The following is a 15698-nucleotide window of genomic DNA, read 5'->3' as shown; positions in this document are numbered from 1 at the left end:
ACCTGTTCATCGTCAAGGGCAACCAGCCCACACTCCTGCACCGGCTCAAGGCGCTGCCCTGGCGCCAAGCCGTCCTCAACGACCGCACCGACGAGGCCCGGAACTCCTAAAGCTACGGCGAGCCGCAAAGTAGCGGTGAGCTATCTTTCGGGTATCGCGTAGAGGTTGCAAGTAGGTCAATCCTGGTGAAGTGGTCGGCCTTTGCCTTGATCGTGAGCCATGTCCTGGTGGTGGTCTCGGTCAGGGAATGGTGGGAATGCGCATCTGGGTGCGTTCGTTCGTTGTGGTCGCGGTGTTCGGCGAGGTCGTGGCGGGGCCGGGTCTGCACGAAGTTGTCCCTGGAATCTGCATCAGGTGTCACGCGCGTCTGCATTTAGGTGTCCCTGTGCTGGTCAGCGCTGTGTGGCTGCCCAGATAGAGATGTGGTGCAGGGCGGTGCGGAGGCCTTCGCCCTTGGCGGTGAGGCTGTAGGTGATGCGGGTCGGCGGTCCGGCGTCGACCGAATTCCGGCTGTCTCGCTGGCGGTGGTGACGGTCGCCGCGCTCGCCGCGGTGCGCCGTACCGAGCACGCCGACCCTGGGCGACATCTTTCTATGGGTCGGGGAACCCAGGAACAGCCGTCGGCGCGGAGAACGATCTTGGCGTGAGTTGCCCGGTTTGGCTCCGCGTGCTTCATGTGGCGGGCCGGAGCAGGCAGCGGCGGGCGGTTCGCGGGTCGGGGAAACCGGTGCGGGGGCCGCCCGCCGTCGGCGTCAGCGGGTCGCGAGGGTCTCCTCGTCCTGTGGTGTGGCGGTGGCGGGTGCGGCGACGGGACGGCGCCGCAGGGCGAGTGTGACGAGTAGCCCGGCGACCATCGCGGCCGCGGTCAGCAGTACCACAAGGAATTCGCCGTCTGCGGTGGCGGCGCGCAGCGCCTGGCCGGTCTTGCCCTCGGTGCCTATGTCGGCGATTACGGTGAAGATTGCCAGGCCAATGGCGTTGCCGATGTTGAGGGTGGTGGAGGCGACGCCGTTGGCGATGCCTTGCTCATGGGCCGCGGTGCCGGTGGCGGAGGCGATCCACATGGCAGTCCAGACGATGCCCTGTCCTACCCCAGAGACGATGAGTCCGGGCACCAGCATGCCGTAGCCGGCGGCTGTGTCGAAGCCGAAGGCGAGCCCGGCCGTGCCGACCACGCCGACGCCGAAACCGATCAGCAGCGTGCCGCGGTTGCCGATCCGGGTAGCGAGGCGCTCGCCGAGCTGGGTGCCGGTGGCGATGGCGAGGGAGGGGATGAGGAAGGCGAGTCCAGTCTGCAGGGCGCTGTAGCCGTGCACGCTCTGCATCAGGACGGTGAGGAAGTAGGGCAGGACGCCGAAGGTAGCCATATAGATGAAGGTGACCGTCATGCCGACGGTCAGGCTTCGGTTGCGGAACAGCCGGAACGGCATCAGTGGATCGGCGCTGCGAGCCTCGACGACCATGAAGAGCGCCAGCAGCACCACGGCCAGTACGAAGGCACCGATCACCAACGGCTTGCCCCAGCCCAGTTCAGGTCCCTCGACAAGGGCAAAGACCAACAGAGTGGCGCCACCGGTGACGCTGAGCGCTCCCGGGAAGTCGAACTTGCGGCGCGGGCCCTGGGCGGGATCGCGGGGGATGACGTACAGGGCGGCCAGCGCAACGAGCCCGGCGAGGGGGACGTTGACGTAGAAGACGGCGGGCCAGCCGAAGTTTTCGGTGAGCACGCCGCCGAGCAGCGCGCCGAGGGTCAGGCCGCTGGCTCCGGCGCCGCCCCAGACCGCGAGCGCCCGGTTGCGCTGAGGGCCTTCGGCGAACAGGGTGTTGATCAGCGAGAGGGTGGCCGGAAGCAGCAGGGCGCCGCCGATGCCCTGGATGGCGCGGGCGGCGATGATGACGCCGGGGCTGCCCGCCAGCCCGCCCGCCAGTGAGGAGACGGCGTAGAGGGCAAGGGCGAGCACGAAGATCCGACGGCGGCCCAGCAGGTCCGCCGCGCGCCCGCCGAACAGCAGGAAGCCGCCCGCGAAGACGACGTACGCGCTGACCACCAGCTGCTGGGTCTGGCCGGGGAAGCCCAGGTCCGAGCCGATCTCGGGAAGCGCGACGAACACGATGTTGAGGTCGAGCGCGTAGATCAGTTGCGCCAGGGCCAGCAGCGTCAGGGTCCAGCCCAGCCGCCGCTTGGCGCTGCCCGGGGTCTCCCCCTGCAGCGTGGATGAAGTGGACATGTGAGTGCGCCCTTCTCAGGTCTGGTTCTCGGGGCTCAGGAGTGGACGGGGGTGGTGCCATCCGACCGCAATAGTACGTATATTTGCGTACAGTTGGACTGTTTGGCAAATCCACCCCCTATGGAAGGTCGGCTGGAACGGATCGCGCAGAAGGGCGGTTCATGCACGTCAGGCGCTCCGTCGAGCGCGAGTCGAGGACGGCGGCCTCAGCACAATAGTTCGACTGTCGCGGTACAGTTGGAGCATGAGCTTCCGCCATCCAGACCGTGATCAGATCCGGATCGAAGACGTCCTATCTGCGCTGGGGAACCCCCTGCGACTGGCCGTCGTCCGGGTGCTCGACGCTGGCGGGGAGCACAACTGCAGCAGCGTCCTGGGCGTCCTGGGCGTGACGTCGAAGTCGACCATGACCCACCACTGGCGTGTGCTACGGGACAGCGGCGTCATCTGGCAGCACCCCTCCGGCCGGGAGAATCTCCTCACGCTGCGCCGCGAGGACCTCGACACGCGCTATCCCGGGCTGCTCAAGGCCATCATGGCCGGCGCCCTCGGCGACGAGGCCGCACAGGCCGTCAGCGCTCAGGCCCGTTAAGGCCTGGAACTCCTGAAGCTATGGCCAAGGGCAAAGTAGGCGTTGAGCCTTGGCCTACGCGCCTGCTTCGAGTCCGGCGGGCGCGGCGGGGACCTCGATGGCCTGGTGGTCGCTGCCGGTTTTCGGTTCGGGGACGTACTTGTAGATGGCCCAGGACTCCTGAAGCTAGGGCGAGCCGCAAGGTAGAGCCTTGGTGCTGGTCATCGGGCTGGCTCTGTCTCGTTGATCTCGGCAGCTGTCGCGTGTTCGTCGTGGTCGCGGAGCATTCGCATGACGGTGGCGGGTGAGGGTCGTTTGCCCTTCTTCTTGCCTTGGGTGATGAGGAGTTGGGCGGCGATGTCGCGCAGGCTCTGTCCTTGGTCGCGCAGGTGCAGGGCCATGGACAGCATGGCGGGATCGGTGACGGTGGCGCCGCCGATGTTCTTGCCGCGTACCCGGGCGGACTCCTGGCCGTCGAGGGTCTTGTCGCGGATGTACTCGCGTTCCATGCCGGACAGGGCGGCCAGGACGGTGAACACGATGCCGCCGGGGTCGTGGTGGCCTTGGAGTTCGCCGTTGAGGAATTCCAGGCCGATGTCGCCGGCGCGCAGCCGTTCGGCGAGCTCTGCGAGTTCCAGGCCGCGGCCGAGCCGCTTGTGCTCGTGCACGACGAGGGTGACGGCGACGCCGGAGGCGCGCAGGTCCGCGGCGTGCGCGATGGCGCGTTCGAGTTCGGGGCGGGTGGTGATGCGGGTGGAGACCTTCTCGGAGAAGACGCGGGGTACCCCGGCCGTCTTCAGGGCGTCGAGTTGGGTGTCCAGGGATTGGCGGGCGGTGGAGGCGCGGGCGTAGCCGATCTTGGCGTGCCCGGTCGGCGCGGTGGCCGCGGAAGGTGCCGGCAGCCGGGTCCAGGCGGTGCCCGGCCGCCGCAGCGCCGGGGTTGGCACGTTCAGCACCTTCGCCAGCGCGGGCACGAGCTTGAACCGGGCGGTGTGGTATTGGACGGCCACCCGGCTCTTGGTCGTCCGGCACGGTGATCCGGCCGGGACGCCGCACGTCGACATCGGGCAGGCGAAGGCCTCCACCCGCAGGAACGCTTCCGTGGTGTCACTCACCCGGAAATCGTTTCATGAGTCGATTTGAAACACCATCGGATTTGAAACACGGTGTGAAACGATTTCCGTCCGGGGCGGCCCTGGTCGGCGCTTATCGCCGGCGCCAGGTGCCCTCTGTTTCATAAGTGACCACCCATGAAACACTGCGTTGTCGTCGTTGGCCCTCCACAAGGTCAGCAATCCTGGGGGCCTGGTATCCGCGTGAGTAAGAGGGGAAACATGGAGCACGGCACCCGTCCAGATCTCCTTGGCCAGCTTGTCGAGGAGATCGGGACAGCTGCCACCCCGCACCCGCTGCGGGTCGCCGTCGACGGATCGCCCGGCGCTGGCAAGACCACGCTGGCCGACGAGCTCGGCATCGCCCTGCGCGCGCAGGGCCGCGATGTCATTCGCGCGACTATCGACGACTTCCTCGTTCCCCGGGCGCAGCGCTACCGACGCGGCCGGTTCTCGGCGGAAGGCTGCTACTTCGACGCTCACGATCACAAAGCGCTGTGCCAAGTCCTGCTTGATCCGCTCGGCCCAGGAGGAGACCGTAGGTTCCAGCACACGGTGTACGACCGCGATGCCGACCGCCCGCTGTTCTCACCGGCCACGACCGCCGTCGAAGACGCCATACTCCTCTTCGACGGCGTCTTCCTCCTGCGGCCAGAACTCATCGACCAATGGGATTTGCGGATCTTCGTGTCCGTCGACTTCGAGCAGACCATAGATCGCGCCCTGACCCGCAGCATGGCGCTGGCCGGATCAGCCGATGCCGCCGAGATCGAACGGTCCTGGCGCCATCGCTACATCCCGTCCCAACAGCTCTACTTCGCGGCAGCCCGCCCGACCGATCACGCTGACATCATCGTGTACAACGATCAGCCCCACGAGCCGACCTGGGACATCCGATCCGCGCGCCGCCAGGAGCGACCGGGGATCGGCATGAACTCGTCCTCAGGCGGCCAGACTGAGATCGAGGCGGGTATTCATGTCGAGGCGGAACCGGCCGTAGGGGTTGATGTGGACCCAGAACAGAGGTGAGAGCGCCCGGCGGTCCTCGTCGGTGAGCTTCTGCGCCCACTTCGGATCTCGTAGCACTGCCTGGAGGAGCTGGGTGTTGATGAACACCAGCGAGGACTGGAGCAGGTGCAGTGCGAGCATGGACACCTCGGCGTGCTCGCGATCGGAGCCTGTGAGGGTGCCCTCGCGACCATAGAAGATCTTGTCGTTGGCGCCGTTCCAATTCTCCACGACCTGCAGCCCGTTGTTGATCTCGCGGCGGAGTTCCTCGTCGGCGAGATAGTCGCAGGCGAAGATGGTGCGCACGACCCGGCCGAGTTCTTCCAGGGCGAGGTACACCGGCTGCTTGGGGCCACCGCTCTTGCTCTTCATGAACCGGCGCAGCACCTGCTCGGCCTCATTGGTGCGAAGGCGGAGGGCGGTCGCGTACTTGATGATCTGATCGTAGTTGCGGGCGATCAGATCCCAGTCGATCGGCCGCTGCTTCAGCACCTTCGCCAGCTTCGGCCACGCGGCCTGGTTCGCGGTCGGTGCGTACAGCTGGATCGCGCCGATGTTCTTCAACCGGGGCAGCAGCTTGAACCCCAGGACCTCGGTGAAGGCAAGACCCACCAGCGAAGCTCCATGGGTGTCGGTGTAGTTCGCCTCTATGTCGGCGTCGGTGCCGTGCCGCAGCAGCCCCTCGATCATCGCCGCAACCTCCGAGGAGGAACACGACTTCAGCTGTGAGTAGACGCACAGCCGACCCTTGTCGGCCCTCCGCTCCCGAACATGCCCCCAGCCGCCAGGTAGGTCTTGATCGCGCTTTGGGGTCTTCACTGGGGTGTCGGGATTAGACCTAATGCTGTGACCGGAAACGATCACCGGTTTGGCGCGTAAGATGCTCCTGCCAGTTGGATGGTGCTGATCACTTTCGATCGGCACTCGGGAGGGCGGGTGAAGGGCTGGCCGAGCTTTGCAGGTCGGATGGTGGCCGTCGCCGCGAGGGTGTGTCAGAGAGAGATCTGACACTCTCCGCCGCGACGAAGTCTTCGTCGTCAGGACTCGGCAGGCGGGGACGGCCTCCCGCCCAGTGAGGGTCCAGGCAGGCCAGCCCGATCTCATTGAATCGTGCCGCGCCGCACAATGCGCTGCAGCTTCTGCCCTTCTTGGTCCGTGAGTCTGCGGACCTTGACCGGTTGCGTCACCTGGCCGGCTGGTCCATCCGCAAACTCCTCGACTACCTGCGCCGCCTTCCCGGCCGCGCCATCACCATCGGCCGGGAAGCCTTACGCACCCTGCTGGCCCGTCGCGGCATCACCTTCCAGCGCACCAAGACCTGGAAGGACTCACCCGACCCGGGACTTCGAGACCAAACTAGACCAGATCGAGTACGCCCTGACCCAGCGGCCCGAGCGCACCTTCGCCTTCGACGAGTTCGGCCCCTTAGGGATCCGCCCCACCGCCGGGACGGGCTGGGCACCACAGGGTGAGCCGGACCGGCTCCCGGCCACCTACCACCGCACCCACGGCGTCACCTACTTCCACGGCTGCTACTCCGTCGGCAACGACCTGCTGTGGGGCGTCAACCACCGTGCGCAAGGGCAGCAATCACACCTGGGCCGCCCTAAAGTCCATCCGCGCCGCCCGCCCGGACGGCGCCCCGATCTACGTGATCCTGGACAACCTGTCGGCGCACAAGAACTGGCGCATCCGTGCCTGGGCCAAGAAACACAAGGTCAGGCTGCTGTTCACGCCGACCTACGCCTCCTGGGCCAACCCGATCGAGGCGCACTTTGGGCCCTTGCGCCAGTTCACCCTGGCCAACTCCAACCATCCCAACCACACCGTCCAGACCCGCGCCCTGCACGCCTACCTGCGCTGGCGCAACTCCCACGCCCGCCACCCCGACGTCCTGGCCGCCCAACGCCGCGAACGCGCCCGCATCCGAAGCGAGAAAGGCATCCGCTGGGGCGGACGACCCCTGACACACGTAGCGTGAATCCCGTTGCCCAACCCGATGATCGTTTTATGCCACAGCAAACTAGTGATGACGAGACGTGCCACCGCAGGAGTGACGCACTGTGCTGTCAGCTAACGAGGAATGCCGGACGTACCTGTCTGTGGCGGGTGATACCAGGCAGAAAATGTGGGAAACGGCCCGAGGTCGTGCGGGCTGTCGCGGTATGCGGATCTTGCGGGCCGCCAGTGGTTTCCTTCAGCCCAGAAGTCCCAGACGGTCCCGAGGAGTTCACCCGTCGTAACCAGCGCGGTATAGCCGTCATGGCCTTGATCGCAGATCAGGATGCAGCCACCGACGTTCATCGCGCGTACGCTTGGCCCTCCGCCTTGAGGGCCAGAGGACTGCGTCCAGGCCAACCAGTCGGCGTGGATCCGCTTGGCGTCCTGCCGGGTGAAAGGGAACAGCCCCGCCGGGTCGTGGCTCATGGCGAGCACCTCCGCTGGCCCAAAGAGCCCGTAGTACGGCCCCGCTCCGACGCCCACCCGTAGAAGGTGATCTCGGTAGGCCCATGGCAGCGAAACTCCGAGATCGGCCTCGAAGGACTCGACCTGGTCCACGGTCAACAGGTGCATGGTGCACAAACCTACTGCGGTACCTCGCAGGATCTACAGTCCTTTTCGCCGCACCTCTGTGGCCTGTGGCCCGCAAGATGGTCGCACTCGCTCGGCGGATTGCGTTTCGGCAGAGCGGCGTGGCGCTGGGGCGGACACGCACTCACCCCGTAGCCAAACCTCTTCACCGGAGCCGGTGATCGTTTCCGGTCACAGCACTAATCCCCGACGCCCCCGCGACGACGCCGCAGCGTGATCAAGACCTACTTTGGGGCTGAAACATTCGGAGCAGGAGGCCGCCGCCGCGGGACGGCTCAGCGGGCGGTGAGTGGCGGTCGCCATCGTGTTCGTGCCGGGTGGCAAGCTTTGAGGGTACGGCGCGCAGAAGCATGTCGCGCAGCCAGGCGGCGGCGCCGGTCCGCGAGGTCAGCCGCGACTGCCAGGAGGCCGCCCGCATCAGCCCGCGCACCACGTGGTCGCGGCCCATGATGCACGGCACTCAGCCGGCCTCCGCCCACGGGGATGGGGAACCCGCCGACACATAGACAACCGCGAACCCGAGATTTTCGTCCGCTGGAGGCCGAGCAGGCTTCTTCCCGCCGCGCTGCTTGGCCTTCGACCGGAATTGCGTTGGCTTCTCATGCCGATACATCTCCGCCTCCCCTCGGAAGATACCGAGCAGGACGCCATCGTCCCCCTGCCACCAGGAGTCGGTGATCCCGCTGGCTTCGGGAATGGGGACGAGGTTGAAGACGACCTCGGCGGTGGTCGACACGGCCTCCAGGACAGGGCGTCCAGTGAAGGTGGCGACGCGACGCATCTGCTGTGTCGCATAGATCAGGGCATAGGACTCGAACCAGGCTTCAACCGAGGGATGGGTAGGGACCCAGCCGTCATACACCAGCCCGAAACGATCTTGCTCGTCAATGCCGTACCCGTAGGCAACGGAAACCCGGGCCGAACACGGGTCGAACAACCAGCCGACACCGTCCAGGTGCTGCACCCGAGCGTCCATGGAGAACCCGGACACGCCACCGTCATAGAAATCAATGGGCAGCGCGGGAAGGTCGAGTCCGTCCCACCGGGCGATGAACGCGATCATGCGCTCCAGCAGAGGTTCCGGCGACTCCGCGCAGTGCTCACGGAGGTATTCGGCAGACGTGGACGGGCCGCTTGCCGTGCAGTGCTGCCAGAGAAACTGCTGCGCCCGGGGGGACAAACCGCTCGAATCATCAAGAATCATCCCGCCATTATGGCTCTCCACTCGGGTCGGCCTCCCACTCCCGAAGGTTTCCCCAGCCCCAAAGCAGGTCTTGATCGCGCTGCGGCGCCGTCGCGGAAGTGTCGAAATTAGAAGATTTAACGACACCCTCTGATCGAGCCCCGCAAGCCCTCTCGAAAATCGGACATCGAGCGACGAACCGTGACGCCGGATGGCCGATTCCGCACACGAATTGACGACAGGATTTTCCGACAGAAGAATCGGGCTCCAGCCCTTCCCGAGGAGAGCCTGGTGCAGATCGTCTACTCCCGCGTCTCCACCGCGGCCCAGTCCCTGCAGCGGCAGCGCCACATCCTCACGGAGGCCGGTCTTCTCGTGCGCACCGAAGGCGTCGCCGAGGGATTCCGGCCGGCCGACGGCGTCCTCCTCTTCGAGGACCCCGCCACCACCTCCAAGATCCCCGCCCTCGACCGGCCCGCGTTCGGCAAGATCGCCGCCAAGGCGCATCCCGGCGACACCCTTACGGTCTCGGAGCTTTTCCGGCTCTGCCGCGACCTGCTCGACATCCACGCCGTCCGCAACTGGTGCCAAGCCCGCGGCGTCGCCCTGCGCGTCCTGTCCGGACCGCTGTCGAACTTCCACGACCTCGCCGCCAACGACGCCACCACCGCCGTCATCATCAACGTGATCACCGCAGTCGGCCAGTTCCAACGTGACATCCAGAACGAGCTCACCGTCGAGGGGATCGCCGCCGCCGAGGCCGAAGGCCGCTACCGCGCTGGACGGTGACCGGTGCGAGGACGTACGGGCGGCCTTCCACGAGGGCATCTCGATCGCTGCCCTGGCACGGGCTCAGGGGGTGAGCCGGGCGGCCGTGCGAACCGCCCTGGCCGACCTGCTACCCGGCCAGGACGGCCTGCCTCGGCCATCGGCGTGATCGACGGGAAGGGTCAGGCGACCAGGTCGAGGTCAAGACGGCGGCCCATGTCGATGTCGATCGTGCCGTACAGGTTGGCGTTGGACCAGAACAGCGGCGAAAGTCCTCGCTTGTCGGCGTCGGTCAGCTTCTTCTGCCAGGCGGGGTCCTTGAGCACGGACTGAACCAGCAAGGTGTTGATGAAGACCAGCGCCGACTGGAGCAGGTGCAGGCTGAGCATGGAGACCTCCTGATGTTCCTTGTCGCTGCCGGGGATGGTGCCGGCGCTGCCGTAGAACAGGTCGGTGTTGGCGGAGTTCCAGTTCTCCACGACCTGCAGGCCCTCGTGGATCTCGCGGCGCAGCTCCTGCGAGGCGACGTACTCGGCGACGAACACGCTCTTGACTGCCTTGCCGAGTTCCTCGATGGCCTTGTAGGTGGGGTGTTTGGGGCCGCCGCGGGTGAAGCGGCGCAGCACCTGCTCGGCCTCGGCCGTGCCCAGCCGCAGGGCGGTGGCGTATTTCACCATCTGGTCGTACTGCTGAGCGATGATCTCCCAGTCGATCGGCTTGTCGGCCACCATGCCGGTCAGGCAGGACGGGACCTGATCATCGGCGTCGGCCTTCACCAGCTTCTGCCGGGCGATGTTCTTCATCCGCGGCAGCAGCTTGAACCCCAGCAAGTAGGAGAACGCGAACCCGACCAGCGACTGGCCATGACTATCTGTGTACTGGCGGTCGATGGTGGCGTCGGTGCAGTGCCGCAGCACGCCCTCCATCATCGCGGCGACCTCGGAGGCGTTACAGGAACGAAGCTGGGAGTAGACGCACACCGATTTCCGGTCCACGTGCCAGTAGATCATGACGCCAGGGCCTCCGTACCGGGCGTGGTACTCGGTCATCAGGTTCGACGACCACGACCCGAACTTCTTGGAGTCCGACGCGCACGCGGTGCCGTTGCCCCACCACAGCGGATCCCGCATCCTCAAGGTGGCGTTAACCAGGGTCGCGATCGCCGCTCGCAGGTTGTCGCGGTTGACGAACAGATGCCGGGTGGCCCGCAGGGCCGCCTCGGTCTCGCCGTGGCGGCCGCCGTCGGCGACCCGCTTGATCCCCACGTTCGTGCCGAGCGCGTACAGCACCAGCAGCAGGCGTTTGCGGATCACGTCGCGCGGGGTTGCCTCTCTGGTCGCGACCGTGGTGAAGGCGTCGGTGAAGTCGGTGACGAAGTCCGACTCCTTCAGGAAGTCCAGCAGGTCGATGATCCCCCAGCGGGCGGCGATTTCGGTGTGCAGCGCCCTCAGGTTCTCCGGGACCTTCAGCTTGCCAAGGTCGGGGATGTGCCAGCGCGGCTCGCTGCGGTGCGTCTTCACCTTCGTCCCGCCGGACTTGTTCCTGCTGACGGCTCGGCCGCAGGCTGCCATCGAGGCGCGCATCGCCTCCATCAACGTGGCGATGAACACGGAGGCGTCCAGCGGTTGGCGCAGGTTCTCGTAGTGGACGTCGCGGTTGTCCTCGAAGTCGGTCGGCAGGTCTTCCTCGGGGTTGCGCCAGCGGCGGGCGCCGGCGACGTAGATCTCGCGGCGGCGCAGTGCGTCCTTCAGCGACACGATCACGCATAGCTCGTAGGAGGCCCGCTCGATGACCCCGTTGTCATCGACGACGGCTTCCAGCCAGCCGTCCGGCACCACCCCTTGGATGGGGACGTTCTCGCTGGCGTCGTAGTGACGGGTGGTGTTCGGGATGTCGGCGTAGCGCTGCAGCAGGTCCACGGCGTCCATCACCGGCCGGTAGGCGGTGTTGTTGCACTTGAACTCGATCGCGGCCAGCAGCTTGGGCAGCATCCGCCGGTAGTAGGAGGTGTAGGAACTGGTCAGCACCGTCCGCACGCGGGCCTTGTAGGCCCTGGCGTCCGCCTTCGCCTCGGCCACCAGCGCCTCCAGCGTCGCCTCCCCGCCCGGCACCGCCGGGAACACCACCTGCCGGACCGTGCCCTCCGGCGCCCGCAGCGACGCTTCGGCGATCGAGAACAGCTTCTCGGTCTTGCGGTGCACCTTCTTGGCCTCGGCCTCGATCGCCCGCTCGACCTTCCGCTCCGCCCGAGTGTTGATCTTCGACACCAAGCCGATGAACAGATCGACCAACGCGTCCGTGATCTCCGTCGTCCGCGACCAGGCCAATGCGGCCACCAACGTCAACCGGACCGGCGGCTGATTCGCCGCGAAGTCCGAGGGATGCGAGGCCATCGCCCGCGCCCGCCAGGAGGCCACCAGCCGGTCGGAGTACCCGCCGAACAGATCCACCGCCAGGCCCAGCGCCTTGGCCCGTCGCAGCTTGACGATCTCTTCCAGCAGCGTCTCCAGCCCCAGCCGCCCGGGGTCGGACTTCAGCTCCAGCAGGAAGCCGTCCTCACCCGTGGCCAGCTCCCACAGCGACCGCGCCGAGTCCGGCGACAGCCCGTTCAGCACATGCAGGCAGAACTCCCGCTCGAACCTAGCCCTGCCCGCGCCCACGATCCGCTCCACCCTGCCTGGTGGCTCGATCTTCAAGGTCCGGCAGCGCGACAGCAGCGCCGCCCGCAATCCCTCATCGGTGAACACCATCGGGCAGATCTTGTCCGCTAGCCACTCGGCCAGCACATCCTCATCCGCCCGGGTCGACTCCCGAAACCCCAGCGCGTCCCGCACCTGTGCCCGGTGCCGCTCGATCGACCGTCCCGACCAGTCGTACTCCGCCAGCAACGCCGGCTCGACCTTCACCTGTCCGGCCACGTAATCCACCGCGGCCTTAGGCAGCTCACCCACGTGCCGTGGGAACCGGCCCTCCAGCTCGAAAAACTTCAGCATCAGGCCGAATCCCAGACGGGTCGCCCCCGTCTTGTTCCCCACCAGTTCCCAGTCGCCGTCCAGCAGCGTCCATGCCGCGATCAGCTCTTCCGGCTCCCACTCCCGCCGCACCCGAACCCGCCTTCCACCTGACCGTCTCCGACACGAACACGATCAAGCAGAAACCCCACCCGCCCAGCCGGATTCACCGCTCCGAAACGACCACGAATCGCAACCGTGATGTCTCATTCCGTTACCTAGCGGCTGGGGACATCTTCGGGAGCGGAGGGCCGACAACTTCGTGGCAATCCGCACGGCCGAGCCGGGACACACACGTCTCTCAAGCCCGGACCACTAACTTGCGAGAATTCTGCCTTCTCGCAAGTTAGCAAGATCTCTCGTCGCGCAACAGATCAGAATTATTGAATTTGAATTTCTAGAAAATAGAAAATGCTAGAGTCTGGGTGTGACAGCTGAGATGGGCGCGGTGACGCCGTGTATGCACTGTGGGACCCCGATCGAGCAGCGGCGGGGGAGGGGGCGGCCGAAGGCGTACTGCCCGGAAGGCGACTGCCAGGCCGCCGCCAAGCGGGAGCGGGAGATGCGGCGCGCCACGCCTGGGCTGGAGGGGGCGCTGGCCAGGGCTGAGCAGCTGTACGACCGGATGGAAGGTGGGCTGGCCGCCGCGATCGAGCCGCTGGCCAGGGCGCTGGCGCAGGAGTTGAGTCCGGCCGGGGTCGAGGCGAAGCTGAGTGCCGTACAAGCCGAGGCGCATACCCGGGTCGCCATCGCGCGCACCGAGCGGGAGCAGGCGTTCGAGCAGGTACGGCTGGCACGGGAGGCCGCCGAGCACGCGCGCCGGGAGGCTGGGGCGATGCGGTTGCGGGTGGAGGAGGCCGAGGCGGAGCGGGATACGGCGCAGGCTGATGGGGAGCGGGCTCGTGAGCAGGCGCTGGCCGCGTTGCGGGAGGCGGCGAGCACCGAACGGCAGGCGCTGCTGTCGGCCGAGGAGGCGGGGCGCCGGGCTGATCTGGCCGAGCGGCGGGCCGAGGAGGCTGTACGGCAGGCGGAGTTGACCGAGCGGGCCAGGGACCAGGCGGTTCAGGAGCTGGCGGAGCGGGTCGAGGTGGCCGACGGGCGTGTCGCTGAGGCGGAGGCGCAGGCCGTACGCGCTGAAAGGGAGGCGGAAGCTCGGGCGGCACGGGCGGAGAAGGAGGCGGAGGCGCAGGTCGTACAGGCGCGGAAAGAAGCCGAAGCGCGGGCGGTACGGGCGGAAAAGGATGGGGAGGCGCGCGCCCAGCAGGCGCGGAAGGAGGCGGCGGAGACCAAGGCGGAGTGTGAGCGGGCACGTGAGGAGGCGGCGGAGGCCAGGCGGGCCAGGCAGCGGGCCGAGCGGGACCTGGCGGTGGCGGAGGCCAGGGCGGAGGCGGCTGGACAGGAGCGGGAACGGGCCGTCGCGCGAGCGGAGAGCGCCGAACGTGCCGCGGCGGAGGCGCAGGGGGATCGGGCCGTCGCCCTGAACGATGCTGCGAAGGCTCGGGAGCTGGCCGCCACGGAGATCGCGCAGGCGCGGGAGACGGCGGACGAACGGGATCGGTTGCGGGGCGAGTTGCAGTTGGAGCGGGCTCGGTTGGAGGATGCCCGTGCTCAGCTGGAGGCGGCTCGCGCGGAGGCCACTCAACTGCGAGAGCGGGCGGTCGCGGCGGAGCTTCGCGCGGGCTGACCTGCGATAAAGCAGCGCTCTATGGCTAAGGTCTCGGGTCGCTTATGGTACGGACCCTGTACCCCTGCCGCGGCCCTGTGCCCGCCGACCCACCATGTGCGTGGGCTTGGAGGAGCGAGGCGGGGAGAGGAGTGGGCGCATTCAACTGCCGAGGGCGCGCTTTTGTGGGTGGATCGCCTCGCCGCGGGCGAGCATGTCAACGAACTGGGTGATACGGCGGGCTCGGGTCTCGGCGCGTTTGGCGTTCGCGATCCGATAGAGAATGGCGTAGCGGTTTTGGGAGGTGAGGATGTCGAACATAGCTTGTGCCTGGGGTTTCGCGGCCAGTGCGGCGGCCAGGTCGGCTGGTACCTCGATGTCGGCTTGTCCCGCGTAGGCCGTGTCCCAGCGGCCGTCGGCCTTGGCGCGTTCGACCTCGGTCATTCCGGCCGGATGCATCCGGCCCTCGCTGATCAGACGGGTGACGATGGAAACGTTCCGCGCTGACCAGGAACTTTGCCTTCCGCGAGGGGTGAAGCGCCGGCAGAAGGTGATCTCATCCCGCGGTCGTAGCCGACCATCGATCCAGCCGTGGCACAGGGCTTCGTCGAGCGCCTGGTCATAGGTCAGGCTGGTGGGCCGGGTCGTGTTCTGCTTGGCGAGGACCAGCCACACCCCTGCCGAGCTGTCGTGGTGCCTGCTGAGCCACTCCCGCCAGGCTCGGGCATCGGTAACGGTCAGTTCCAGTAGTTCGTTGCTCATCGTCATGTGCCCCTGATGATCATCAAAGGGATGGTTGTCGGCGGTCACCCGAAGGTGGGAGCCCAGGACGGGGGCCTGCCGGAAGTGGCGCTGGATCGGTCAGCGGTGGAGCTGGCCGATCACGTCCTTCGCCATGTCGCCACCGCGGCCTCTGGACGGATGACGCCCGCCCACCTTCACCAGGTCTTGCCGGCCTGCTCCCGGATCGTGTGGTTGATCCGGTTGAAGAAGTTGGTGATGGCGATGTTCAGGATGATCGCGGACATCTGGTTCTCGTCGAAGTGGGTGGCAGCAGCGTCCCAGATCTCGTCGGTCACGCCCGGCGCGCCGTCCTGGATCCGGGTGGCAGCCTCGGTCAGCGCGAGCGCTGCCCGCTCCTCCTCGGTGAAGAACGGGGTCTCACGCCAGGTGACCACGTTGTGCAGCCGCTCCTCGGTCTCTCCATGCTTCTTCGCCGACTGGACGCCGGCGAACACACACGGGCTGCAGCCGTTGATCTGGCTGGCCCGCAGATGGACCAGCTCGAGCACGAGCGGGTCGACGCCACCGGCGTGAATCGCCTTGTGGAGATGCTGGATCGCTGTGATCACGTCGGGATTCGCCACGCTCTTCATGCGTGCTTCCATGGGTCCTGCCCCTCGTCGGTTACGTGCGCCCATCCGGGCCCGTCATCTGACGCACCTTGGCGGAGGTCATCGTCGTCGTAATGGACTTTTCGGCCGAGGAGTTCTCGGTCATGCCGGCGACGTTACGGTATGACCCGGTCAGAAACGGTCCTGGTTATCGAGCAGACTGTTAGC

Annotated in this window: 13 protein-coding genes and 2 pseudogenes; 5 read left to right on the top strand and 10 right to left on the bottom strand. The window is 66.9% G+C overall.

The window, feature by feature from the left end:
* Positions 1-392: 392 nt before the first annotated feature.
* Entirely contained in the window at positions 393-587 is a 195-nt protein-coding gene (locus AB0B91_RS61675) for a hypothetical protein (protein ID WP_358342112.1), read from the bottom strand.
* A gap of 165 nt (positions 588-752) precedes the next feature.
* Positions 753-2228, bottom strand: a complete 1476-nt coding sequence (locus AB0B91_RS61670) for an MFS transporter (protein ID WP_358342110.1) — start codon at positions 2226-2228, stop codon at positions 753-755.
* A 244-nt stretch (positions 2229-2472) separates the two neighbouring features.
* Here AB0B91_RS61670 and AB0B91_RS61665 point away from each other — a divergent pair, with 244 nt between their 5' ends.
* Complete coding sequence (locus tag AB0B91_RS61665) at positions 2473-2820, top strand: helix-turn-helix domain-containing protein (RefSeq protein WP_358342109.1); 348 nt, start codon at positions 2473-2475, stop codon at positions 2818-2820.
* Positions 2821-3020: 200 nt separating this feature from the next.
* Here the strand turns inward: AB0B91_RS61665 and AB0B91_RS61660 are convergent, their stop codons facing one another.
* On the bottom strand, positions 3021-3914 hold the full coding sequence (locus tag AB0B91_RS61660) for a recombinase family protein (protein WP_358342108.1): 894 nt from the start codon (positions 3912-3914) through the stop codon (positions 3021-3023).
* 219 nt (positions 3915-4133) lie between these two features.
* Here AB0B91_RS61660 and AB0B91_RS61655 point away from each other — a divergent pair, with 219 nt between their 5' ends.
* Complete coding sequence (locus tag AB0B91_RS61655) at positions 4134-4940, top strand: cytidylate kinase family protein (protein ID WP_358342106.1); 807 nt, start codon at positions 4134-4136, stop codon at positions 4938-4940.
* Here AB0B91_RS61655 and AB0B91_RS61650 read toward each other — a convergent pair.
* Both AB0B91_RS61650 and AB0B91_RS61645 read right to left on the bottom strand, forming a co-directional pair.
* Positions 4854-5609: a Tn3 family transposase gene (locus AB0B91_RS61650; RefSeq protein WP_358342105.1), complete on the bottom strand. Its 756-nt coding sequence runs from the start codon at positions 5607-5609 to the stop codon at positions 4854-4856. The genes AB0B91_RS61655 and AB0B91_RS61650 overlap by 87 nt on opposite strands.
* Before the next feature lie 242 nt (positions 5610-5851).
* Positions 5852-6106: pseudogene (locus AB0B91_RS61645) on the bottom strand (hypothetical protein); the annotation flags it as partial.
* A 9-nt stretch (positions 6107-6115) separates the two neighbouring features.
* Here AB0B91_RS61645 and AB0B91_RS61640 point away from each other — a divergent pair.
* Positions 6116-6900: pseudogene (locus tag AB0B91_RS61640) on the top strand (IS630 family transposase); the annotation flags it as partial.
* Positions 6901-6992: 92 nt separating this feature from the next.
* On the opposite strand, the gene AB0B91_RS61635 reads toward AB0B91_RS61640, so the two are convergent.
* Positions 6993-7493 carry an SMI1/KNR4 family protein gene (locus AB0B91_RS61635; RefSeq protein WP_358342104.1) on the bottom strand — a complete coding sequence of 167 codons (501 nt, stop codon included), beginning with the start codon at positions 7491-7493 and terminating at the stop codon, positions 6993-6995.
* A 478-nt stretch (positions 7494-7971) separates the two neighbouring features.
* On the bottom strand, positions 7972-8715 hold the full coding sequence (locus AB0B91_RS61630; protein ID WP_358342102.1) for a hypothetical protein: 744 nt from the start codon (positions 8713-8715) through the stop codon (positions 7972-7974).
* A 270-nt stretch (positions 8716-8985) separates the two neighbouring features.
* Here AB0B91_RS61630 and AB0B91_RS61625 point away from each other — a divergent pair, with 270 nt between their 5' ends.
* Positions 8986-9483 carry a recombinase family protein gene (locus AB0B91_RS61625; RefSeq protein ID WP_358342100.1) on the top strand — a complete coding sequence of 166 codons (498 nt, stop codon included), beginning with the start codon at positions 8986-8988 and terminating at the stop codon, positions 9481-9483.
* A gap of 161 nt (positions 9484-9644) precedes the next feature.
* Here AB0B91_RS61625 and AB0B91_RS61620 read toward each other — a convergent pair whose 3' ends face one another.
* Positions 9645-12566 (bottom strand): Tn3 family transposase, encoded by a 2922-nt coding sequence (locus AB0B91_RS61620; RefSeq protein ID WP_358342098.1) that lies wholly within the window; start codon positions 12564-12566, stop codon positions 9645-9647.
* A gap of 334 nt (positions 12567-12900) precedes the next feature.
* Between AB0B91_RS61620 and AB0B91_RS61615 the strand changes: the two genes are divergently transcribed.
* A complete protein-coding gene (locus AB0B91_RS61615; RefSeq protein WP_358342097.1) occupies positions 12901-14157 on the top strand; it encodes a hypothetical protein in 1257 nt (418 codons plus the stop codon).
* 141 nt (positions 14158-14298) lie between these two features.
* Here the strand turns inward: AB0B91_RS61615 and AB0B91_RS61610 are convergent, their stop codons facing one another.
* Together AB0B91_RS61610 and AB0B91_RS61605 are read right to left on the bottom strand one after the other, a co-directional pair.
* Positions 14299-14946 carry a YdeI/OmpD-associated family protein gene (locus tag AB0B91_RS61610; protein WP_358342095.1) on the bottom strand — a complete coding sequence of 216 codons (648 nt, stop codon included), beginning with the start codon at positions 14944-14946 and terminating at the stop codon, positions 14299-14301.
* Positions 14947-15074: 128 nt separating this feature from the next.
* The gene (locus AB0B91_RS61605) at positions 15075-15524 is read right to left on the bottom strand and encodes a carboxymuconolactone decarboxylase family protein (protein ID WP_031171213.1); all 450 of its coding nucleotides are present in this window, start codon (positions 15522-15524) and stop codon (positions 15075-15077) included.
* Positions 15525-15698 lie beyond the last annotated feature (174 nt).

It is taken from the genome of Nonomuraea sp. NPDC049141 (genome assembly GCF_040648415.1).
In the GTDB taxonomy this organism is placed as follows: domain Bacteria; phylum Actinomycetota; class Actinomycetes; order Streptosporangiales; family Streptosporangiaceae; genus Nonomuraea.
The sequence above is the reverse complement of the archived record's forward strand: the minus strand, read 5'-3'. Positions and strand labels throughout refer to the sequence as shown.